At 38.7% G+C, this 22,445-nt stretch carries 24 protein-coding genes; 13 read left to right on the top strand and 11 right to left on the bottom strand.

Annotation, left to right across the window (positions count from 1 at the left end; translation table 11 throughout):
- The first annotated feature begins 5 nt into the window (after positions 1-5).
- Entirely contained in the window at positions 6-911 is a 906-nt protein-coding gene (locus AC1M9C_RS01585; protein WP_035263822.1) for a cation diffusion facilitator family transporter, read from the top strand.
- Positions 912-960: 49 nt separating this feature from the next.
- Here the strand turns inward: AC1M9C_RS01585 and AC1M9C_RS01590 are convergent, their stop codons facing one another.
- Positions 961-2,376: an LLM class flavin-dependent oxidoreductase gene (locus tag AC1M9C_RS01590; RefSeq protein ID WP_481953091.1), complete on the bottom strand. Its 1,416-nt coding sequence runs from the start codon at positions 2,374-2,376 to the stop codon at positions 961-963.
- Positions 2,377-2,583: 207 nt separating this feature from the next.
- On the opposite strand from AC1M9C_RS01590, the gene AC1M9C_RS01595 reads away from it, so the two are divergent.
- Positions 2,584-3,834, top strand: a complete 1,251-nt coding sequence (locus tag AC1M9C_RS01595; protein WP_481587104.1) for an SfnB family sulfur acquisition oxidoreductase — start codon at positions 2,584-2,586, stop codon at positions 3,832-3,834.
- Between the two features lie 13 nt (positions 3,835-3,847).
- The gene (locus AC1M9C_RS01600) at positions 3,848-5,110 is read left to right on the top strand and encodes an acyl-CoA dehydrogenase family protein (protein WP_481587105.1); all 1,263 of its coding nucleotides are present in this window, start codon (positions 3,848-3,850) and stop codon (positions 5,108-5,110) included.
- A 158-nt stretch (positions 5,111-5,268) separates the two neighbouring features.
- Here the strand turns inward: AC1M9C_RS01600 and AC1M9C_RS01605 are convergent, their stop codons facing one another.
- Positions 5,269-6,588: an acyl-CoA dehydrogenase family protein gene (locus AC1M9C_RS01605; RefSeq protein WP_481953092.1), complete on the bottom strand. Its 1,320-nt coding sequence runs from the start codon at positions 6,586-6,588 to the stop codon at positions 5,269-5,271.
- Between the two features lie 196 nt (positions 6,589-6,784).
- Here AC1M9C_RS01605 and AC1M9C_RS01610 point away from each other — a divergent pair, with 196 nt between their 5' ends.
- Positions 6,785-6,994: a hypothetical protein gene (locus AC1M9C_RS01610; RefSeq protein ID WP_035263811.1), complete on the top strand. Its 210-nt coding sequence runs from the start codon at positions 6,785-6,787 to the stop codon at positions 6,992-6,994.
- A 47-nt stretch (positions 6,995-7,041) separates the two neighbouring features.
- On the opposite strand, the gene bioB is transcribed toward AC1M9C_RS01610, so the two are convergent.
- The gene (gene bioB / locus AC1M9C_RS01615; RefSeq protein ID WP_035263808.1) at positions 7,042-8,031 is read right to left on the bottom strand and encodes a biotin synthase BioB; all 990 of its coding nucleotides are present in this window, start codon (positions 8,029-8,031) and stop codon (positions 7,042-7,044) included.
- Between the two features lie 290 nt (positions 8,032-8,321).
- The gene (gene queG / locus AC1M9C_RS01620; protein ID WP_481587109.1) at positions 8,322-9,425 is read right to left on the bottom strand and encodes a tRNA epoxyqueuosine(34) reductase QueG; all 1,104 of its coding nucleotides are present in this window, start codon (positions 9,423-9,425) and stop codon (positions 8,322-8,324) included.
- 20 nt (positions 9,426-9,445) lie between these two features.
- On the opposite strand from queG, the gene AC1M9C_RS01625 reads away from it, so the two are divergent.
- Positions 9,446-10,957 carry an NAD(P)H-hydrate dehydratase gene (locus AC1M9C_RS01625; RefSeq protein ID WP_481592719.1) on the top strand — a complete coding sequence of 504 codons (1,512 nt, stop codon included), beginning with the start codon at positions 9,446-9,448 and terminating at the stop codon, positions 10,955-10,957.
- 15 nt (positions 10,958-10,972) lie between these two features.
- A complete protein-coding gene (locus AC1M9C_RS01630; protein WP_092766403.1) occupies positions 10,973-11,251 on the top strand; it encodes an acylphosphatase in 279 nt (92 codons plus the stop codon).
- Positions 11,252-11,274: 23 nt separating this feature from the next.
- Here the strand turns inward: AC1M9C_RS01630 and ruvC are convergent, their stop codons facing one another.
- Positions 11,275-11,820 carry a crossover junction endodeoxyribonuclease RuvC gene (ruvC, locus tag AC1M9C_RS01635; RefSeq protein ID WP_035263804.1) on the bottom strand — a complete coding sequence of 182 codons (546 nt, stop codon included), beginning with the start codon at positions 11,818-11,820 and terminating at the stop codon, positions 11,275-11,277.
- Between the two features lie 122 nt (positions 11,821-11,942).
- Between ruvC and AC1M9C_RS01640 the strand changes: the two genes are divergently transcribed.
- Positions 11,943-12,527: an FxsA family protein gene (locus tag AC1M9C_RS01640; protein WP_035263802.1), complete on the top strand. Its 585-nt coding sequence runs from the start codon at positions 11,943-11,945 to the stop codon at positions 12,525-12,527.
- 106 nt (positions 12,528-12,633) lie between these two features.
- Positions 12,634-13,275: a LysE family transporter gene (locus tag AC1M9C_RS01645; RefSeq protein ID WP_179998148.1), complete on the top strand. Its 642-nt coding sequence runs from the start codon at positions 12,634-12,636 to the stop codon at positions 13,273-13,275.
- On the opposite strand, the gene AC1M9C_RS01650 is transcribed toward AC1M9C_RS01645, so the two are convergent.
- Positions 13,219-13,428, bottom strand: a complete 210-nt coding sequence (locus tag AC1M9C_RS01650; protein ID WP_035263798.1) for a hypothetical protein — start codon at positions 13,426-13,428, stop codon at positions 13,219-13,221. The genes AC1M9C_RS01645 and AC1M9C_RS01650 overlap by 57 nt on opposite strands.
- Before the next feature lie 307 nt (positions 13,429-13,735).
- Here AC1M9C_RS01650 and AC1M9C_RS01655 point away from each other — a divergent pair, with 307 nt between their 5' ends.
- Positions 13,736-13,978: a hypothetical protein gene (locus AC1M9C_RS01655; protein ID WP_035263796.1), complete on the top strand. Its 243-nt coding sequence runs from the start codon at positions 13,736-13,738 to the stop codon at positions 13,976-13,978.
- Between the two features lie 45 nt (positions 13,979-14,023).
- Here the strand turns inward: AC1M9C_RS01655 and metK are convergent, their stop codons facing one another.
- The gene (gene metK / locus AC1M9C_RS01660; RefSeq protein ID WP_035263794.1) at positions 14,024-15,190 is read right to left on the bottom strand and encodes a methionine adenosyltransferase; all 1,167 of its coding nucleotides are present in this window, start codon (positions 15,188-15,190) and stop codon (positions 14,024-14,026) included.
- A 438-nt stretch (positions 15,191-15,628) separates the two neighbouring features.
- Between metK and tkt the strand changes: the two genes are divergently transcribed.
- Together tkt and AC1M9C_RS01670 are read left to right on the top strand one after the other, a co-directional pair.
- Positions 15,629-17,617, top strand: a complete 1,989-nt coding sequence (tkt, locus tag AC1M9C_RS01665; protein WP_481953093.1) for a transketolase — start codon at positions 15,629-15,631, stop codon at positions 17,615-17,617.
- 114 nt (positions 17,618-17,731) lie between these two features.
- Entirely contained in the window at positions 17,732-17,947 is a 216-nt protein-coding gene (locus tag AC1M9C_RS01670; RefSeq protein WP_035263790.1) for a hypothetical protein, read from the top strand.
- Between the two features lie 60 nt (positions 17,948-18,007).
- Here AC1M9C_RS01670 and AC1M9C_RS01675 read toward each other — a convergent pair whose 3' ends face one another.
- Positions 18,008-18,535, bottom strand: coding sequence for a nuclear transport factor 2 family protein (locus tag AC1M9C_RS01675; protein WP_035263788.1), 528 nt, complete (start codon positions 18,533-18,535; stop codon positions 18,008-18,010).
- Between the two features lie 330 nt (positions 18,536-18,865).
- Between AC1M9C_RS01675 and AC1M9C_RS01680 the strand changes: the two genes are divergently transcribed.
- Positions 18,866-19,453 (top strand): YceI family protein, encoded by a 588-nt coding sequence (locus AC1M9C_RS01680; RefSeq protein WP_481953094.1) that lies wholly within the window; start codon positions 18,866-18,868, stop codon positions 19,451-19,453.
- Positions 19,454-19,500: 47 nt separating this feature from the next.
- Here the strand turns inward: AC1M9C_RS01680 and AC1M9C_RS01685 are convergent, their stop codons facing one another.
- The 3 genes from AC1M9C_RS01685 to AC1M9C_RS01695 all read right to left on the bottom strand — a co-directional run bounded on the left by AC1M9C_RS01685 (position 19,501) and on the right by AC1M9C_RS01695 (position 21,579).
- Positions 19,501-20,127 carry a LysE family transporter gene (locus AC1M9C_RS01685; RefSeq protein ID WP_481587113.1) on the bottom strand — a complete coding sequence of 209 codons (627 nt, stop codon included), beginning with the start codon at positions 20,125-20,127 and terminating at the stop codon, positions 19,501-19,503.
- Between the two features lie 94 nt (positions 20,128-20,221).
- Positions 20,222-20,923, bottom strand: coding sequence for a glutamine amidotransferase (locus AC1M9C_RS01690; protein ID WP_481953095.1), 702 nt, complete (start codon positions 20,921-20,923; stop codon positions 20,222-20,224).
- Positions 20,924-21,006: 83 nt separating this feature from the next.
- Positions 21,007-21,579, bottom strand: a complete 573-nt coding sequence (locus AC1M9C_RS01695; RefSeq protein ID WP_481953096.1) for a TetR/AcrR family transcriptional regulator — start codon at positions 21,577-21,579, stop codon at positions 21,007-21,009.
- An 86-nt stretch (positions 21,580-21,665) separates the two neighbouring features.
- Between AC1M9C_RS01695 and AC1M9C_RS01700 the strand changes: the two genes are divergently transcribed.
- Positions 21,666-22,436, top strand: coding sequence for an SDR family oxidoreductase (locus AC1M9C_RS01700; RefSeq protein ID WP_035263780.1), 771 nt, complete (start codon positions 21,666-21,668; stop codon positions 22,434-22,436).
- Positions 22,437-22,445: the final 9 nt, after the last annotated feature.

Consider the following 22,445-nt stretch of genomic DNA (forward strand, 5'->3'; position numbering starts at 1 on the left):
ATAAAATGGGTAGTTCGCATAATCATGATCACAGTCATGTGGAAGTCAGTAAAGGCAACGCAAAGAAACTGACTTTTGCACTCGCTTTAACCACGACCTTTCTAATTGTTGAGGTCGTTGCAGCATTCCTTACCCAAAGTTTAGCTTTATTGTCTGATGCTGCACATATGTTTACTGATGCTGCCGCTTTAGCCATCGCGTTGGTTGCAATTAAGATTGGTCAAAAACCTGCAGACAACAAGAGAACTTTTGGATATCAACGGTTTGAAATTTTGGCAGCTCTATTTAATGCGGTGATGTTATTTATCGTTGCAATTTATATTTTGGTAGAAGCGATTCATCGATTAAGTAATCCGCCTGAAATTCAAAGTGTTGGAATGATGATTGTTGCCGTCATTGGCTTAATCATTAATTTAATTTCGATGAAGATTCTTTTCTCAAGTAGTCAGGACAGCCTCAATATCAAAGGGGCATATCTAGAAGTATTAAGTGATGCACTTGGTTCTGTGGGTGTGATCATCGGCGCTGTGATTATTTATTTTACAGGTTGGGTACTCGTTGACACGATTATTGCAGTCCTCATTGGGTTTTGGGTTTTACCCCGTGCTTGGATTCTCGCCAAGCAAAGTGTCAACATCCTGCTCGAAGGTGTGCCTGATGAAATTGATATTGAAAAGCTCCGTGCAGATTTATTATCGCTTGAAGGAGTCACGGATATTCACCAACTCAAAGTTTGGGCGATCACATCCAAAAAAGTCATGCTCACAGTTCATTTGGTTGCACCGAATGTCGATCCTAAACGTTTACATCAACAAGCTTTTGAAATGTTAAGTCATGATCATCATATTACTGAAATGACCTTGCAGATAGAAGATGATGCATATCACCATGAACTAGAACATCAGCATTAAAAAAGCCCCCGAAAGGGGCTTTTTTTAGATTTAGAGAATTTAAATGGATCTACACAGATTCAAGTGTTGCGTTTTTGGTTGTGGTGTGCAGCCCATTCGTTGATGACTTACGGTATTGAGCACCACGATGATCATCGGGAAGTAATGGTCCATGACCAAACAACTTTTCTCTCAGTGTCCCCTTGGTATATTCTGTAGGATAAACACCGCGACGTTGTAACTCAGGAATGACGTATTCGACCACGTCTTCAAAAGATTGATGTGCCAAAATATAAGCCAAATTGAATCCATCAATGCCAGTTTCATCCACCCATTCTTGAAGACGATCGGCTACTGTGCTTGGTGAGCCGACAATCACGGGGCCGTTTCCACCAACACTGGTCCATTTTGCAATTTCTTCTATGGTCCAAACTTTGTCTGGATCTGCTTCTACGTATGATTGCAACATAGATTGAATGGCATTGGTATGAATATATTCAACCTGGTCTGTAGCTTTGAATTGTGAAAAATCTACACCAGACCACCCTGAAGCGAGTGTCAATCCACCATCATAACTTCCGTAAGATTGATACTCTGCAAATTTAGCCTGCGCTTTCTCATCAGTTTCATCGACCACAATCGCAAGCATCGTATAAATTAGAACTGCATTTGGATCTTTACCTTCCTCAATAAGATTCTGACGAATTCCTTGTGCTAACTTTTTTACAGCAACTTTCGTTGGTGCAGATATAAATACGCACTCTGCATTTTGACTGGCAAATTTCTGTCCACGCTTTGATGCACCAGCTTGGTATAATACAGGTGTGCGTTGCGGAGAAGGTTCACAGATATGAATACCTGGCACGCTAAAATATGTACCTTCATGAAGGATTGGATGAACTTTGGTGTGATCCGCAAAAATACCAGCAGCTTTGTCGCGTCGTACCGCATCATTTTCCCAAGAGCCTTCCCAGAGTTTATATAAAACTTCCAGATACTCGTCTGCAATATCATAACGATTGTCGTGACTTACTTGGGTTTTTAAACCTAAGTTTTTGGATCCGCTTTCTAGATATGAAGTCACAATATTCCAACCCGCGCGACCTTTGGTGAGATGATCCAACGTGCTCATACGTCGTGCGAAGGGATAAGGATGTTCGAATGAAATAGAGGTGGTTACGCCAAATCCTAAATGTTGGGTGACTGCTGCCATTGCTGGAACAATTTGAATTGGATCATTCACAGGAACTTGAACAGCACCATTTAAAGCATGTTGAGCCGATTGATGATACACATCATAAATACCCAAAACATCTGCAAGAAAAATACCGTCAAAAATACCTTTTTCTAATATTTTTGCTAAATCAGTCCAATATTCCAAATCTTTATATTCCGTAGAGCGATCGAGCGGATGACGCCATAAGCCTGGGGACTGATGTGCAATGCAATTCATTTCAAAAGCATTAAATCGTATATGTTTAGTCATAATGAAAATATAAAATAATTAAATGTTTATATTCTGATTATATGAAATGTCATACTTATTATTTAATGAGAAAAACTGCAATATACATAATAAAAAAATAAATGATTTATTTTGTTTGAAATTAGATTAGTAAATAAAATAATCGTATAAAAAATTAAAATAATTAGTGCTAGTTTAATTTTATTCAATTTTTTTGAAGAGAATAAAATGACTGCACAAATAGATATAAAATTGCATGAGGCTGAAATTTCAAAAGAATTCTACCAAATTCATCAGCCAGCGCATGTGATTAAGACAGATGAAGAAGCGATTCAAATCGCACAACAGCTCGCTGAAGATTTTGCAAAGGAAGCCTCCATTCGTGATCATGAACGCCGTTTACCTTTGAGTGAAATTAACAAGTACTCTCAATCAGGGCTTTGGGCAATTAATATTCCAAAGCAATATGGCGGTGCAGGAGCGAGCTACAAGACTCTCGCTGAAGTTGTTAAAACCATTTCTAGCGCTGATCCATCACTAGGTCAAATCGCACAAAATCATTGGGTGTTTCTAGAGCATATCCGTTTAGATGCCACCGAAGAACAAAAACAATTCTTTTTTAAAGCAGTACTGGGTGGAGAGCGTTTGGGGAATGCTTTCTCAGAAAAAGGGTCTAAGACGGTTGCCGATCTCACCACAAAAATAGAATTTGATGCTTCTGGCAATGGGATTGTGAATGGTCAAAAATTCTTTGCAACTGGAGCTTTACTGGCACACCGCATTCCAGTTGTTGCGATTGATGCTGAAGGAAAACCATTTGCTGCAATCGTGCCACAAGGGACAGAAGGTGTAAAAATTACCAATGATTGGAGTGGGTTTGGTCAGCGTACAACGGTCAGTGGATCAGTCGAATTAAACAACGTTAAAGTAGATGCAAAATTTATCGTTCCAATTTATCAAGCTTTTGTAAGACCGACTGCAGCTGGAGCAATTTCTCAATTTATTCAAGCTGCTGTAGATGCTGGGATTGCGCGTGGTGCGATTCAAGAAACGATTCATTACGTTCGTAACTTTGCACGTCCATGGATTGATTCAGGTTTAGATAAAGCAAGTTCAGATCCATATACCATTGCTAATATTGGTGAATTGAAAATTAAGCTGCGTGCTGCTGAAGCGGTTCTGGATTTGGCAGGATTAGCGATTGATTTAGCGCTTGAACAACCGACCGAAGATCAAATTAATGAAGCAACATTGCTCGTGGCTGAAGCAAAAGTCTTGACGACTGACATTGCGATTTTAGCAGCGAATAAATTATTTGAGCTTTCTGGCACGCGTTCGACCTTATCGGAATTAAATTTAGATCGTTATTGGCGCAATGCTAGAACACACACCTTGCATGATCCCGTGCGTTGGAAATACAACATTGTAGGAAATTATTTTCTAAATGATGTCCCACCACCACGTCATCCATGGAGCTAAGGAGAAATTTATTATGACTATATTAAATCAGAATGAAGAACTTTCACTTGGTGCCAACTATGAAGAGGTTGCAGCAAAGTTTCGACCGATTTTTAAGCGGATTGCAGAAGGGGCCGTTCAACGAGAAACCGATCGTGATTTGCCTCATGAACAAATTAAATGGTTAAACGATGCAGGTTTTGGTGCATTACGTGTGCCAAAAAAATATGGCGGTGCAGGTTTTACCCAACAGCAACTTTTCCAAATCTTAATCGAGTTGGCGACAGCGGATTCAAATATTGTGCAAGCTTTACGTGGACATTTTGCATTTGTCGAAGACCGTTTAGTGGCGCATAAAGATCAATCACAAGCGTTTTGGTTTAAGCGATTTGTAAATGGTGAAATCGCAGGAAACGCTTGGACAGAAGTCGGTAATGTTGAGATAGGCGACGTCATTACCCGAGTGAAACAAAATCAACAAGGCGAATATGAAGTTTCAGGAGAAAAGTTCTATTCTACAGGTACTATTTTTGCCGATTGGATTGATCTTTTTGCCTATGATGAGACCACTGATCAGCATGTGATTGCAGCGGTCTCAACTAAAGCTAATGGAATTAAAGTACATGATGATTGGGATGGATTTGGTCAAAAAACCACTGGAAGCGGGACGCTAAAAATCAACCAAGTGTCGATTGAACGAGATCATATTTACCCGTTTGATCAGCGTTTTAAATATCAAACAGCTTTTTATCAAGTTGTACATCTAGCAACACTGACCGGCATCGCATTTTCTGCGGTGGAGACCTTTAGTGAGGAAGTGCGTAAGCGTACTCGAATCTTTAGCCACGGGAATGCTGATCTTGTCCGTGATGATGCTCAGATTCTACAAGTGATTGGTAAGGCATCTTCCCAAGCATTTGCCAGTCAAGCCATTACTTTAAAAACAGCTGCAGCACTGGATGATGCATATTTAAGTCACTTTAATGCTTCATCTGAAAAAGATCATGAGATTAACCAAATTGCGGAACTAGAATCTGCTCAAGGGCAGGTCGTCATTTCAGATCTTGTACTTGATTTAACAACTAAACTATTCAACAGTTTAGGTGCTTCAGCTAGTGCTTCATCAAAACAGTTAGATCGTTTCTGGCGTAATGCAAGAGTTGTATCCTCACATAATCCGATTATTTATAAGGAGAAAGTGGTGGGTGCTTTTGTCGTGAATCAAACTGAATTGCCATTTGTATGGCAAATTGGTAATAGTCCTTTGGCGAAACATTTGAAAACTCAAGCTGCCTAATTGATGTAATTTCGATGATGCTAAAAAGGTCCTGTTAAGGACCTTTTTACTAGGTTCGTAAATAAGAGCTCTAATAGCCTAAGCGATTTAGATAGATCACTTTAAAAAACACTAAAAAAAGACACTAAAGAATAGTGTCTTAAAGATTTAAAGCGAGCTCAAGAAGCCTTATCTGTTTGTAGAAGCCCTGATTCGTCAACTTTACCGATACGCCATTGATAAGGGGGCAATGCACCATTTACGCTAAAGTCTCCGACAATTCGATCTTTATAAATTCTTGGGTTGTGTGATGCGAGCGTACGAATATTTCGCCAGAAACGATCTAAAGCTAAGTTTTTATCAGTGGCTGATGCTCCTAGAGCATCAAAAATGATGGTCGAAGCATTTAATGCAAGTGTGGTGATAATGGTTTGAGATTGAGCAACCTCTAATTCAGCTATGGCATTTTGATCTGCTTCGAGTTGTTCATTATCATTCAACCCAGCTTCAAAAGCACGTTGTATAGCCTGTGCATTTTTTCCAATAATTGCTGCAGTGGTGTACGCTACACCACGAATTTGACCCACCACTTGTAGGATTTGAGCATCATTACGGACGAAGGAAGCATTGGCATGCGTATAATTTCTTTCACGTTTATAAACCTCAGCTGATACTTCATAGCTTGCTGCTCTTGTAAGCCCTGAAATAATTGCCAATTGAATCAGTTGATAGAATGCTGCTGAATATTTAAAGCGCTGTTGGTCTCCGATGACATCTTGTTGATTCACAACAACATCAGTGAACTTAGTAGTACCACTTGCTGTAAGAATTTGACCAAAACCATTCCAGTCATCCACAATCTCAACACCTTCAGCATGTCGAGGGATTAGAATACTGGCTGATTCTCCATACAAATCAGTAATACCCACATCAATCCAGTCTGCATACAAGCTTCCTGTGGTATAAAATTTTTGTCCATTCAATATCGTGCGTCCCTCAGCATCTTTGGAAAGTCTCGTTTTAAATTCATGAATGGACTCATTTCCACCTTCAGACCATGCGCTTCCAATAATTTGACCTTGAGCCACTCTAGGAAGCCATATAGATTTAAACTGTGGGTCGCGGCTGAGCAGTAAATCTTCCACAAAGCCAAAATGTACGCGAAGTGCCTGCGGTAAATTTGCATCAGCTTCGGAAAGTTCGATCAATAGATTAAATAATTCTGGAATCGTTGCATCAAATCCCCCTTGCGAACTGGGTAAGCGAAGTCTCGTAAAACCGATGTCTTTTAACCATTGAATCTGTTCAAAAGCTAAAATTCGCTTTTCTTCGCGTTCTGATCGCGAAGCTTTGATTTTTTCAAATGTAGGTCTGAATAACGAGGCGAGGCTTTCATAACGTGAAGATGGTCCTTGTCCCCATACAGCATTAATTTGTGTGGTCAGTGCGCTGGGGCGGTGTTGCAATGCAGTTTGAGGTTTTAAATTAATAATACTCATAATAATCAGTCTTTATTCTAAAATAAAATAAAATAATAGCGCTTATAAAATGTGTGGAAATCGATTTATTGTGATATGTAAATATAATATATTGGATTGATAAAAAATTAGATATTATCTTAAATAAAGAAAATGATATTCAATAAAATGAATTGAGATATAATCATATTGTGACTAGAAAAAGGATTTAAATTAAATGGGTAAAGATTTTAAATCAAATACTTATATTTGTGATGATCATGCCATAGATACGATTTATTGGTTGATGCACCACCAAGATAGTTATGATCGCTTTGAGTTTGATGCATTTAGTCAAAAAATAACGGTACACCATGCCAATGGAACAGATGAAATTAAGCCAGGACAGTATCTTAATGCCAGTTATGGCATATTGATCACATCATAAAAAAACCGAAGCAAAGCTTCGGTTTTTAATTGAGTGAAGCTTTGAAATTAACTTGCCATTGCATCTATAGTCAGCTCTGATACAGTCGGCTTCGCTTTTTCTGCTTTTAGACCTAACTTATCGAATAACTGCTTATCTTTGCCTTCACCAGCATTAGGTGTCGTTAAAAGCTTTTCACCTGAGAACAAAGAGTTAGCACCTGCCATAAACGCTAAAGCTTGATCAGAATCAGAAAGAGATTCACGACCCGCTGAAAGTCTTATATAACTTTTTGGCATGATAATACGCGCTACGGCAATAGTGCGAATCCATTCAGTCACATCGAGTTTTTCAACATCTGCTAAGGGTGTGCCTTCGATCGGCACAAGCATGTTGATTGGTACCGATTCTGGATGAATAGCTAAGGTCGCAAGTTCATGTAATAGACCAATACGATCTTGAGTATCTTCACCTAAGCCAACAATTCCACCGCTACACACTTTCATGCCTGCTTGGCGTACAAAGTCTAAAGTATTTAAACGATCATCATAAGTGCGTGTGGTAATCACATTTGGATAGTACTCACGAGAGGTATCTAAATTGTGATTGTAATAATCTAAACCTGCTTCTTTTAAACGTTCCGCTTGTGATTGATTGAGCATCCCTAAGGTCATACAAGTTTCAAGTCCTAGGGCCTTTACCTCACGTACCATTTCAAGTACATAAGGCATATCGCGTTCATGAGGATTTCGCCATGCAGCACCCATACAAAAACGAGATGATCCAGAAGCGAGAGCTTCTTTGGCTTCATTAATTACTTTTTCAACAGCAATTCTTTTTTCGGCTTCAAGTTTGGAATCATAACGTGCAGATTGAGAACAGTATTTACAATCTTCAGGGCATTTCCCCGTTTTGATCGATAGTAATGTGCTGACCTGAATGGTATTTGCATCAAAGTATTGACGATGCACGCGTTGTGCTTCGAAAACTAAGTCCATGAAGGGTTGTTCATAGAGTTTTTGTATTTCTTCACGCGTCCAATCATTGCGTACTTGCATAATTTATCCATCAATTAAAAAGCTACTTATTTGATCATACTGTAATTTTAATAAAGCAAAATCGTAAAATATGACAATAATGACTCAAAAAAATTATCAAATTCGCCAACTCAATAGAAATTAATCATTGTTGATTTAGTTACAAACTTGACTATTTTTATGCGTTTTTCGCCGCAAAATTATTTTTTGGGAACTTGATGTTGAGAACTTGTTGCTAACGTGTGCTTAAAATTTCAGATCATGCTCAAAATGGTGATTTTGTCTTGTCAAGTCATCTTGGAAAAGTAGTGTTAATTGTTTCTTTTTGAGTGTTGTTCTTGTACTGCCCAGTCAATATGGATTTGCACAATCTCACTAGACTGATTTCTTTTTAGTATCAATTGCTCAATATTGTTTGGATGATACGGTGCATTCCCGATTCCAATCGCAATATTCCGCATAAAGCTTTCATAGCCTGTTCTACGCAGTGGACTGCCTTCTGTGTTGGCTAAGAATGTTGCTTCGTCCCATTGCCATAATTCCATTAAAGAAAGACGATCCAGCCCATGACGGGGATGGAAATCAGTAACCGTTGTGGTTTGTGCGAAACTATTCCAAGGACAAATCAGCTGGCAATCATCACATCCGAATACGCGATTACCTATGCCATGGCGTAGTTCTTCAGGAATCACACCTTGGTATTCAATGGTCAGATAGGCAATACATTTTCGGGCATCTAATTGATATGGCGCTACAATCGCCTGCGTTGGACAAATATCAATACATGCTGTACATGATCCGCAATGTGCACTGGCAGGCTCGTCAAAGGGTAATTCAAGTGAACTAAACAGTTCACCGAGTACAAAAAACGAACCCGATTTTTTGTGGATGAGCAGGGTATGTTTACCTGTCCAACCCATACCTGCAGATTCAGCGAGTGATTTTTCAAAAATAGGGGCTGAATCGGCGAAAGGTCTTGATTCAAACGGACCGACTTTTTCACGAATAAGGTTTGAAAGTGTTTTTAATTTACCGCGCATGGTTTTATGGTAATCCCGTCCGCGTGCATATCGCGCAATAACGGCAGAATTAGGGAAATCAGGTACTGTTCGAGGTTGAGGTCGTTCAACCAAATAATTCATTCTGACGCAGATAATACTTTTTGTATGGGGAACCAACAGTGTTGGATTAGCACGTTTTTCCAAATTTTCTTCGAGGAACTTCATGTCACCATGAAATCCTTGATCTAAATATGCTTTTAATCGAGGTAATTCATCTTGAGCATCAGGTCGGGCAATGACACAATCAGCGAAGCCCAGTTCCAATGCTTGAGATTTAATCCAAGCTTTAAGCGCATGAGGATCAAATTGCTGTGTTGGAATACGAGCTGGTATAGATGAGAGAGATTGAGTCATAAATAAAAAAAGGAACGATAATGCATCAACAAGTTTATCACAGCAGTGAGATACAAGCTTGGGAACAGCGCTGGTTTGACGATCAAAATAGTGCTTTTGGTCTTATGCAGCAAGTTGCTTGGATGATGGCACAAGAAATCATCACAATTCTTCAAGGTATTGAAAAAAAGAAAATCCGTATCGCAGTCTGCTGCGGCAAAGGAAATAATGCAGGGGATGGTTATCTTGTTACGTACTATTTAGCACAGCACTCTTTATCACGACATTGTTCATTCAACCAAAATCTAGAAATCGATATTTTTTCTTTTTCACAAGTCGATCATCACTCGGCTGACTCCTTGCAGAGTGCTTATAAAATGAGTCAATCCATACCACTTAAGCAGTTCACCGATCTGAACCATTGTAAGGGTTATGATGTCTATATTGATGCATTGTTTGGAATTGGAATTAATCGTACTTTAAGTGAAGACTGGCAGAGAATTATCCATCATATTAATGAGCAAGACGGCGTCAAAATTGCGATTGATATGCCGAGCGGTTTAGATGCAAATACAGGTCAACCATTACCAATGGCTATTCATGCTCAGCATACGCTTACCGCACTCGCATATAAGGTAGGGCAATTTGTAGGGCGTGCACAGGATTTTATAGGACATCTAAAACTCATTCCCATTTTACCATGTGACTCAGATTTAAAACCTGTGGCCCGATTAAGCCCAGTCAAAACAATTTTGCCGCGACGACACTCTACAGGACATAAAGGAACGTATGGGCATGTGCTCGTGATTGGCGGTCATGCACAAATGGGAGGTGCGGTGATTATGGCGGCTGAAGCTGCATTTGCCGCTGGGGCGGGTAAAGTCACGATCGTGTGTGATGCTAAACATCATTCAGCAATTTTGTCACGATCTCCCAATGTAATGGTGCAGGATATTAATCGTTTCGATCCATCACAACGAAAAAATTTGCTACAGCAAGTCGATTCGATTTGTTTTGGAATGGGGTTGGGACGTGATGATTGGGCAGCTGAGCAATATGATCAATGGATGAGTATTCTGTCCTCTATGAACAAACCGACTGTACTCGATGCTGATGCATTGTGGTTCTTATCTGAAAAGCCCATTCGACTCAATGAGAGAACTTACGCAACGCCACATCCTGGTGAGGCTGCAAAACTTTTACACTCTAGCGTGGCGGAAGTTGAGCATGACCGCATCAAAGCAATTAAACGATTACAAACACTGTATGCTGGTGAATGGGTATTAAAAGGTGCAGGAAGTTTAACGATTGACGCGCAGCAAACCATTTGGATTTGCACCCAAGGTAATCCAGGAATGGGTACAGGTGGAATGGGGGATATCCTTGCAGGAATGATTGCTAGTCTTAAAGGACAATTGTCTAATTCCATTCAACTTCATGAAATTGTTAACTTACATGCCATGGCAGGTGATGTATTGGCTCAACAGGGTAAACGTGGTTTGTTAGCTCAGAATATGGTTCAAGCGATTTATCAAATAGTAAATCTAAAATAAAATTCAGGGATAGATATGCGATATTTAAAATTAACGATACAAGGTCTTGTTCAAGGGGTCGGATTTCGTCGCTGGTTTATGGAACAAGCCTTAAAGTTGCATTTAACTGGTTACGTTAAAAATATGGATAATGGGGATGTGGAAGCTATCATTGTTGGCACATATAAAGATGTCAATGACATGATCAAACTGGCCATGGCAGGGCCTCATAATAGTAAAGTTAAGCAAATCTTCTATGAAGACTTAATTGACATCAAAGAGCGTGATTTCGATAACTTTCAAATTCGCCAATAAGTGCATTGAGTGTCGAGAGACTTTTAACGTCGACGACTACTGCTGCGGCTTCGTCCACGTGCCATTCCACCTAAAGCATTTAAGACAGCCAATTTACTCATACTGCCAGAGGCATGTGCATGGCAAATTGCTGCGGCAAGTGCATCTGCAGCATCGGCTTGTGGTTTAATACTTAAATTAAGTATGCGCATAACCATCATTTGAACCTGTTCTTTATCAGCAGCGCCATAGCCAACAACAGATTGTTTAATTTGACGCGCAGTATATTCAGCCACTTGTAGATCTAAATTGACCAATGCCGCTATAGCTGCACCGCGTGCTTGACCAAGTTTTAAGGCAGAGTCAGGATTGACCGCCATAAATACCTGTTCCACAGCAGCTTCGGTAGGACCATGAAATTTAACGATTCTTTCAATGCCTGAAAAAATTCGTTTTAGACGCTCAGGCATGTCAGGTGTTTCAGTGCGAATTGTTCCAGCATCAACAAAAGTGAGTTTTTGCCCCTCTTTTTGAATAATACCGTAACCTGTTAGACGTGAACCAGGATCAATTCCGATAATTAATGACATTCCATGACTTTAAAAATAAAATAATGCCCATATTGTTACATAAGCGTATGAAAAAAGCTTGATACAGATTGAGCAGATGATTACGACCCTATATTTAAATTTTTGAGATTAGATTACATTTCATGAAATTAGCTCTTATTGTTTTAATCGGTATAGTCCTTGAAATCTTCGTATGGGTCGGTGTGGGTGATCTAGTCGGAAGTATGTGGTATGTATTCTTCTGGTTTATTGCTGCATTCTTTATTGGTTTAAATATGGTTCGTTCTCATGCATCAGGTTTAATGCCACAGATGCAGCAAATGCAACAAGGTCATATGAGTGCTGATCCGAATTTGACCAATAACTTACCTAAAATTATTGCGGGTATTTTCCTTTTAATTCCGGGGTTAATTTCCGATCTATTCGCCTTACTTATTCTAATTCCACCTGTTCAAACAGCATTTAAAGCGGTGATGATGAAAACCATGATGAAGCGTCAGCAAGCCATGATGGAAAAAATGATGGGTGGTATGATGGGAGATATGGGCGGCATGGGTGGTCAAGCAAATGGTCAGAATCCATTTGCAGATTTAATGCGCCAAATGCAAGAAATGCAAAGCCAGCAGCACGGTCGTGGTTCAAATGACTCTACTATCATTGATGGTGAAGCAAGAGAAATTACACCTGAAGCAAAGAAAATTGAAATGAAAGACGTTAATCAAAAGTAAATTGCGCATGTTCAAAACCAGATGTAATGTCTGGTTTTTTTATTTTTGTATCTCGATTTTCCTAAAAAACAGTATAATTCAAACAATTTTTATTCATTTTTGATTTATGTCTCTATTACTTACCATCTGTGTCCTACATCTTGTTGCTCAATTGAGTCCTGGACCTGATATTTTGTTGATTGCCAAATGCGCAGCGTCAACCACAATCGCAAACACGTTGAAAGTTATTTTAGGTATTTCTATTGGAATTTTATTTTGGGTGATTTTAACTTTATCAGGTTTTGCACTTTTGATTGCCCAATTCCCTTGGATTCAACAAGTCTTAATGTTAGTCGGTGGTTTATTTTTGGCAAAAATGGGCTGGGCGATGCTAAAGGGTGGTTGGCAAACCTATAAGTCTTTCAAACTTGATGCAATTGATGAAAATCAGTTACCTTTAAAAGCTGAAAAATACTTTCTGATGGGGTTGTTTACAAACCTATCCAATCCTAAAACACTGATTTATTTTAGTAGTGTATTTTCACTTGCCTTAACTGCTTCAGCACCAGAGATGTTGAAAATACAACTGGCAGTCATTATTCCGATTCAAACGTTTTTAACCTTTACGTTTTTGATGGTCGTTTTAGCACGACCTAAAATTAAACAGCTCTACCAGCGTTCAGGGCATTACATAGATATGGCATCGGGTGGTCTATTTTTGATCTTTGCAGTCTGGTTGTGGATAGATGCGCTTATTTTGCTTAACTGAATCCTGATCTAACTCTTCTGTTTGAGTCAGAACGAGCGTGTCTTGCTGATAACGTCTTGGTCGCAAAGTTGCTTCAGTATTTTCAGAACCTTGATAAGAGCGACTTCTGTTTGCTCTTTCTCTCAAGCCGCCTTTCTTAATTAATTGAACCATCGTCATATCATCATTTTTTCACTACGTTTATTTTACTTCAATTTATGATTTCCATGCGGATATGATGGGCGAGTGCGTGAATAAAATATGGATAATCTCTAGAAGAAAAAAGAATGATAGAGCAAGTTGTCAAAAAAAATTCATATAGATATCTGATAATACAAGATATTGAATGAAGACATAGATGGTTGCTGTTTTATAGCTACATCATGAGGTTGATTATTGGTGAAGGCTTATATAGTATAAATATTAGCCTCTAAGGTGATGTAGATAAAAATAAAAAGACAGTCAAATCGGGAGGATGAGTATGCTGTATCAGTATCATTGTGCGTGTTGCGACAAGGTGGTTGCTTCGACAGACAAAGTGTGTTCTGAATGCGGATCACAAAATATCAGAACACCTTATGGTTTTTGGATATTTTGTATCATTGCGTGTTTAGCCGCAGCCATTGTGTTTAAAGTGGCCCATTTATATTTACAAGATAACCAAAATGTCCCTGTGAAGCAGTCGTTTTTGGACACGCTTCATCAAAGTGATAAAGCAAATTGAATCTATAAAAAAGCCCACATCAATGTGGGCTTTTTTATTTGGAAATTACAAACCAGCTGATGCTTTAAGCGCTTCAACCTTGTCTGTCTTTTCCCAAGTGAATGCAGTATCAGAACCTTCACGACCAAAGTGACCATATGCAGCAGTTTGCTTATACATCGGTTGAATGAGATTCAACATACGTGTAATACCATACGGACGTAAATCGAAATGCTCTCGTACCAATGCAATAATCAATTCTTCAGAAACCTTAGCAGTATTGAATGTATTGATTGAGATAGATGTTGGTTCAGCAACACCAATCGCATAAGACACTTGAATTTCACATTTATCGGCTAAACCAGCGGCAACAATATTTTTTGCAACATATCGACCAGCATAAGCAGCAGAGCGGTCTACTTTAGATGGATCTTTACCAGAGAAAGCACCACCACCGTGACGAGCCATACCACCATATGTATCTACAATGATTTTACGACCTGTTAAACCACAGTCACCGACTGGACCACCAATCACAAACATACCAGTAGGGTTGATATGGAATTTGGTATCCGCATGGAACATATCTGCTGGAATCACTTTTTTCACGATTTCTTCAATGACAGCTTCTTTTAAATCAGTCTGTGAAATCTCAGGATCGTGTTGAGTCGATAATACGACCGCATCTAAACGAACAGGTACGCCATTTTCATATGCAAAAGTCACTTGGCTTTTCGCATCTGGACGTAACCATGGCAGACTTCCGTTACGACGAAGTTCTGCTTGTTTTTCCATAAGACGGTGCGCATACGAAATAGGAGCAGGCATTAAAACATCTGTTTCGCGACTTGCGTAGCCAAACATTAAACCCTGATCGCCAGCACCTTGATCTTCAGGTTTTTGACGATCTACACCTTGAGCAATTTCAGGAGATTGTTTTCCAATCATGTTGATGACAGCACAAGTCGAACCATCGAAACCTAAATCAGAATGATGGTATCCAATGCCATTTACGGTTTGGCGTACAATTGCTTCAAAGTCTACATTTGCAGTTGTTGTGATTTCACCTGCAAGAACAACAGCACCTGTTTTTACAAGCGTTTCACAAGCAACCCGTGCATATGGGTCTTCTTTTAAGATTGCATCCAAAATAGCATCACTGATTTGGTCAGCCATTTTATCTGGATGGCCTTCGCTTACAGATTCTGAAGTAAATACAGCGTACTCGCGCATAAGTCCTATCACAGTTATTTCTAAAGACGCAATATGGTACATCGACTTAACGTTAAGGACTAGCTTAACCTGACTAAAAAGCATGAATTTATGTCATTTTTGTGTTTTTTTAATTGATATCATCATCTGTTAAATTGATAAGTGAAAACTTTTGTATAAGACTTATTCTTTTTAAGACTGAGCTGAAATAAAAAACAGCTTAAGTGGGTACGAAAGAATGTGAATACATGATTCAACATCAGTACTTTAAAAAAAGGCCAAGCGACTAAAAAATATTGAATTGAATATTGATAAAACCGACTCGCATTGTATGAATTTTTTCGCTTTAGGGCTGAAATATACGTTTCTGGGCTTTACGCTGTTTGATTTTTTTAAGACAATACACCCAGTTTTTGAATTTTATTCATTTCCCATCTTTAATTTATCGGACACTGATCTATGACAACCCCGCTGAATGAACGTCGCATTGCTAACGCAATTCGTGTACTTGCAATGGATGCTGTGCAAAAAGCAAATTCTGGACATCCAGGTGCACCAATGGGGATGGCTGATATTGCTGATGTTGTATGGCGTGAATTCTTAAATCACAATCCGACAAACCCTCAGTGGGCTAACCGTGACCGTTTTGTATTATCAAATGGTCATGGCTCAATGCTTCAATATGCATTATTACATTTGACTGGCTATGATCTTTCAATTGAAGATTTAAAAGCATTCCGTCAATTGCACTCAAAAACACCGGGGCACCCAGAATTAGGTTATGCACCTGGTATCGAAACAACCACTGGTCCATTGGGTCAGGGTATCGCGAATGCTGTTGGTTTTGCTTTGGCTGAAAAAACCTTAGCAGCGCAATTCAACAAAGAAGACATTAAAGTCGTTGATCATTTCACTTACTGTTTCTTAGGTGACGGCTGTTTAATGGAAGGTGTTTCTCATGAAGCATGTTCATTGGCAGGTACTTTGGGTCTAGGTAAATTAATTGCTTACTATGACGACAATGGTATTTCAATTGATGGTGAAGTAGAAGGTTGGTTCTCTGACGATACAGAACAACGCTTCTTAGCTTATGGCTGGCAAGTATTGAAAGTTGATGGTCACGATGCAGATGCATTACGTGCGGCAACTTTAGAAGCTAAAGCTGAAACGAAGAAACCAACAATCATTATCTGTAAAACGATTATTGGTTTAGGTTCACCAAACAAACAAGGTAAAGAAGATTGCCATGGTGCACCACTGGGTAACGACGAAATCGCATTAACGCGTGAAGCGTTGGGTTGGACTGAAGGTCCATTCGAAATTCCCGCTGACGTTTATGTTGCATGGGACGCGAAAGAAAAAGGTCAACAAGCAGAAGCAGCTTGGAACGAAGTATTTGCACAATATGAAGCAAAATATCCTACTGAAGCGGCTGATCTTAAACGTCGTTTAAGCGGTGAATTACCTGCTGACTTCGTTGCAAAAGCGGATGCGTATATTGCTGAAGTAAACGCAAAAGCTGAAACCATCGCAACACGTAAAGCAAGCCAAAATGCAATCCAAGCATTTGCCCCAATGCTGTCTGAAATCTTAGGTGGTTCTGCTGACTTAGCAGGTTCTAACTTAACACTTTGGAAAGGCGCACAAGGCGTTCAAGACAATGCTGCAGGTAACTACGTACACTATGGTGTACGTGAGTTCGGTATGACTGCAATCGCAAACGGTGTTGCACTTCACGGTGGTTTCATTCCTTACGTAGCAACATTCCTCATGTTTATGGAATATGCACGTAACGCAGTACGTATGTCTGCATTGATGAAACAACGTGTGATTCATGTTTACACACACGATTCTATTGGTTTGGGTGAAGATGGTCCAACACACCAACCAATTGAACAAATCGCATCTTTACGTGGTACACCAAACCTCAACACATGGCGCCCATGTGACACAGTTGAAGCAGCAATTTCTTGGAAATCTGCGTTAACACGTTCTGAAGGTCCAACTGCGTTGATCTTCTCTCGTCAAAACTTAGCATTCCAAACACGCACAGAGGCACAAATTGCTGATGTTGCGAAAGGTGGTTATGTATTGGCTGAAGAAAAAGGCGAATTGAAAGCGATCATCATTGCAACAGGTTCAGAAGTTGCATTGGCAATGGAAGCTTATGCACAGCTTGAAGGTGTGCGTGTTGTGTCTATGCCATGTGCTGAAGAATTTGTGAAGCAAGATGCTGCTTACCGTGAGGCAGTTCTTCCATCTAACATTCGTGCACGTGTTGCTGTAGAAGCGGCACATGTAGATTACTGGTGGAAATTTGTAGGTCTAGATGGTCGTGTAATCGGTATGACTACGTATGGTGAATCTGCACCAGCGAAAGATTTGTTCCAACACTTCGGTATTACGACTGAAGCAGTTGTCGCAGCAGTGAAAGAAATTACTGCTTAATTCTTAGAATTAAGTGTTTTAAAAGGCGTCCCAACTGTGGGGCGTCTTTTTATTTTTATGTATCTATATAGATACATTCATTCCCTAGATTTCAGATTGGAAGTGAGTAGCGCAATGAGTTTGTATGAGCAAATTAGTGATGAAATTACTTTAATGGATGCGGGTGAGCAAAAGTGGATTGGTGAAGACTTACCACTTGAAGCGATGGTAGCAGTAGAATTATTGCTACAAGATATGGCTGAAGAGAAAATCATTAAAGTACGTCGAAAAAATCGTGAAAAAACTTCAGGATTAAAACAGATTGATCGTATTCTGATTGAAAAGCTTTAACAGTCATAAAAAAAGCCTCTTATGAGGCTTTTTTATTATCCTATTTTTATTATTTTACAGTTAATTAGCCGTAGTTTCTGACACGGTAAAATTTAATTTTGGATCAGCATTTTGTTGAATTGTCCATTCACCACTTACTCTGAAAGATGCAGCTGAAGCGTAAGTATCTTCCATAAACTGGAAATACGTGATTAAGCCATCTTTAACTATTGCTTTAATTGAAAAAGGTGAAGTAAAAGTGCGCTTAGCGTAAACAGATGTATAAGTAAATTGACCGAATACAGCCACTGTTTCATCTTCAGCTAAAATATCTGTGATTTGAAAATCATCGATCGTCCAATAAGTTCCGACATTAGAAAAAGTATAAATGTAGACATCACGACCTGTAGAAGTACCAGCCCAAGGTTCAATTTGTTTAAGTTCAGGATTATTAAAATTTAGCGAAGTATAAATGGCATCTTCAGCCACTAACTTTTCTGAAGCAATCGCTACTCTTGATTTATCAGTATTATATAAAAAAGCCAATACGACATCTTTAGGTGCTTTAGTTTTAAGCGCTTTATCAATCGCTTGTTGTTGTTCACTCATCATTATTCTCCAGTTCAAAGCGGTAATTTTAGTATTATAAATGAGACAAAATATTAGTATATTGTATAAATGTTTAATTTAATCTCATATTTAAGATATGTGTTGATGTTAACTGCTTATTAGGAGAAAGCTTAAAGATGAAAAACATGATCTATACACAAGTGATAGTCATAATCTGATCAAATTGATTTGATAAAAGTGACACCTTCTTAAGGTGCGTTCTAATCTTGCAACAAACTGTTCTATCTGTACTGATGCAAGAATTTCAGAATGCTATACATTATTCACTATCCATTTCATAAATGTTTTAAAAAATTCGAGGAAAAATTGATGAACTTTAAAACAATAGCGTTAAGTGCCGTAGTGCTTTCTGTAGCAACAGTTTCAGTTGCTAAACCAGTTGAGTATAAAATTGATCCAACTCATACAGCGACAGTATTTACTTGGGATCATTTTGGTTTTTCTACACCCTCAGGTAATTTTAGCGATATCCAAGGGACGATCAAAGTAGACAATGAAAAGCCTACGAATTCAGCAGTGAATGTTACAATTCCACTTTCAAGTATCAATACAAATGTTAAAGCATTAGATGAACATTTATTGAAACCAGATTTCTTTGATGCTGAAAAACATCCGAATATCACTTTTAAAAGTACTAAAGTTCAACCAAATGGTAAGAACAAGTATAAGATCACAGGTGATCTAACGATTAAAAATGTTACTAAGCCTGTCGTACTAGATGCTGTTTTGAATAAACAAGCTGAACATCCTATGACGAAAGCTCAGTCTATTGGTTTCAATGCAACGACTTCATTTGACCGTTCTGCATTCGGTGTTGGAGCATATGTGCCTAATGTAGGCGACAAAATCACGGTGAATATTACGACTGAAGCTTCAGTCGCAACTGATAAGAAATAATATTCTTCAAAAACAGTACATTTAAGAAAGCACCTACGGGTGCTTTTTTAATCGCGATTAAAAATTAAGAAACATCCAAAACTGATAAAAATACTACCTGTTATAAGATCAATCTTCTTGCTGATTTTTTGATATATTGTGTTTACTTGTTTAGCAGAAAAAATAAAAGCAACTATCGCAAACCAAATCAAGCTTTCAATAAAAATTAACATTAACAGTGAACTCTGCTGTATCAGAGTTGCATCACTATTCATCGCAAGCGCAAAAACACTACTGAAGTAAACTAATGCTTTAGGATTTGCCATATTGGTGAGAAAGCCTTGAATGAGTAAAGAACTGTATTTTTTCTTGACTATGCCTTTTGTAACGTAAGCTGAAGCAGGTTCTAATTTCGTTAGCCCTGATTTAAAGAGTTGAATGCCTAAATAAATGAGATAAACCCCTCCTAAAATCATCATAATTGTTTGGAGCCAAGCCATTTTTTGGAATAGATAGTGTAATCCACTCATAGCACAAATTGCCCAAACTAAAATACTAAGAGAAATTCCTAATGCTGCAAAAAGTGCATGTATGCGAGACTGTCGAACGGCACTTTGCGTGACAAATAAAAAATCTGGTCCAGGACTAATAAGTGCAAAGAAATGAACGATGGCTAAACTGAACAGTGGTGACATTTATATCTTCATTATAATTTTTGGATATTGAATTTAGGTATAGCATAATCCAATATCCTGATCTACAGTTGGGTTGAAGGCATTCAAATCAAAATCATTTAATCTGTTCAATAAAATGGCTTAAGATTGAACCTGCCACAGATTCTAGCTTTTCAGCATAACGGTGGTTATCTGCACGTAATTGAGTAATATCGATACCCGCTTTACGCAATTCGCAAGTATGACCAATCAACCATTTCTCTAAACTATCTGAGGTCACTTCAGGATGGAACTGGAGTGCTAAAATATTAGATCCAACTTGAAAAGCCTGATTTTTATAAATTTGTGTGCTCGCCAGAAGTTTCGATTGCGCGGGAAGATCAAAGGTATCACCATGCCAATGCAAAACTGGCACACCATTTAAAGAATTTAGAACGTTGTCTTGCTCATTTATAATATCTACCGTACTCCAGCCAATTTCTTTGGTGTGGCCGGCATATACTTCACTACCCAAGGCTTTTGAAATGAGTTGAGCACCTAGACAGATGCCAAGCGTAGGGCGTTGAAGTTTTAATCTTTCTTTAAGTAAGTCTATTTCTGTTTGTAGGAAAGGGTAATCTTCTGTTTCATAAACACCAATCGGTCCACCCAAAATAATGGTCAGACCTTCGTAGTTTAATGCTACTGAAAGATCATCCACACCTGCATCAAAATATCTGACCCGATAACCCAGTTGATATAGTGTCTCCTCAAAAGAACCTAGATCTTCAAAGGCTAAATGCTGTATTGCATATACTGTTTCAGGAAGCTTTCTCATGATGTGACGTTCTTAAAAGAATGATGAGGAAATTATAGAGCTTTTGGAACTAAGGTTTCTTCCATAAAACAATATAAAACGATTTATTTCGCAATCCCATTTTTTAATAATGTCTTGAGCATAGCTAGACTAGAATTGAGAATATCTTTTTTTAAGCATTCATCTTGAACTCCACGTGCTAATAGTACGGAGCCCACCATTTGACAGAGTATTGACCAAGCGAAATCAGGTTCTGGAGCATGCTGCGCAAATAGTTTGTAACCACGCTGAAGTTCTTTTTCAAAACATTGTTTAATGTCAACATCAGCGCGTGAAACTTCAGCAGCAAGTGAGGGTAAAACACAGCCTTTTTCTGGGTGTTGAACGTGTAATAGAGAAAGATATCGGTTCATTTCAAAATCTAACCAAGATTCTGGATCTTGATGAGGATTCATTTCCCACTGTTGAATACTTGCTCCGATTTCAGATTCGATTAAGGCTTTAAATAAGTCGTTTTTTGAAGAAAAGTGAGAATAGAAAGCACCGCTGGTCATATTTGCAGCGTGCATAAAACCATCAACCCCAGTATTGTTAAAACCTTGTTTTTTTGCGAGTTCACCACTGGTTTTTAAAATTTCGCGACGTTTTTCTTCTTTGTATCCTGCTTTATATCTCATATTGAATATTCAATAACCATTGACTGTGCCTCAAAACTATAACATAGTGATCGTTATAATAACGATCGTTATTTAATGGAGAGATGATGAACGATCAGCAGTCAGAAATTAATCATTCAGAAGAAAAATCAACATATAACAAGGTCGCACTGATCATTGGTGCAGGAGATGCCACAGGCAGTGAGATCGCAAAACGCTTTGCACGAGGTGGATATACTGCTTGTATGACTCGACGCAATGCAGACAAGCTTGCACTTGTCATCCGAGAGATTGAAGCACACGGTGGTAAAGCTTATGGATTTGCTTCAGATGCAAGAAAAGAAGATCAAGTGATTCAACTGATTGACACAATTGAACGTGACATTGGTCAGATTGAAGTATTGGTTTTTAATATTGGAGCAAATGTGCCGTGTAGCATTCTAGAAGAAACAGCACGTAAATATTTTAAAATCTGGGAAATGGCTTGTTTTAGTGCTTTTTTAAATGGTCGTGAAGTAGCTAAACGGATGGTCGCAAGGCAGCGCGGCACTATCATTTTCACTGGTGCAACAGCAAGCATCCGTGGTTCATCATATTTCAGCGCTTTTGCTGGCGCTAAACATGCGTTAAGAGCCTTAGCCCAAAGTATGGCAAAAGAGTTAGGGCCTCATCATATTCATGTTGCGCACATCATTATTGATGGGGCGATTGATACTGATTTTATTAAAGATACTTTCCCTCATTTGTATGAAAAAAAACAGCATGACGGTATTTTGAATCCTCAACATATAGCTGATAACTATTGGCATATTGCTCATCAACCACGAGATGCTTGGACACATGAATTGGATTTGCGACCATGGTCTGAACAGTGGTAATCATATTTA

This window comes from Acinetobacter sp. 24-47-39 (assembly GCF_056783825.1).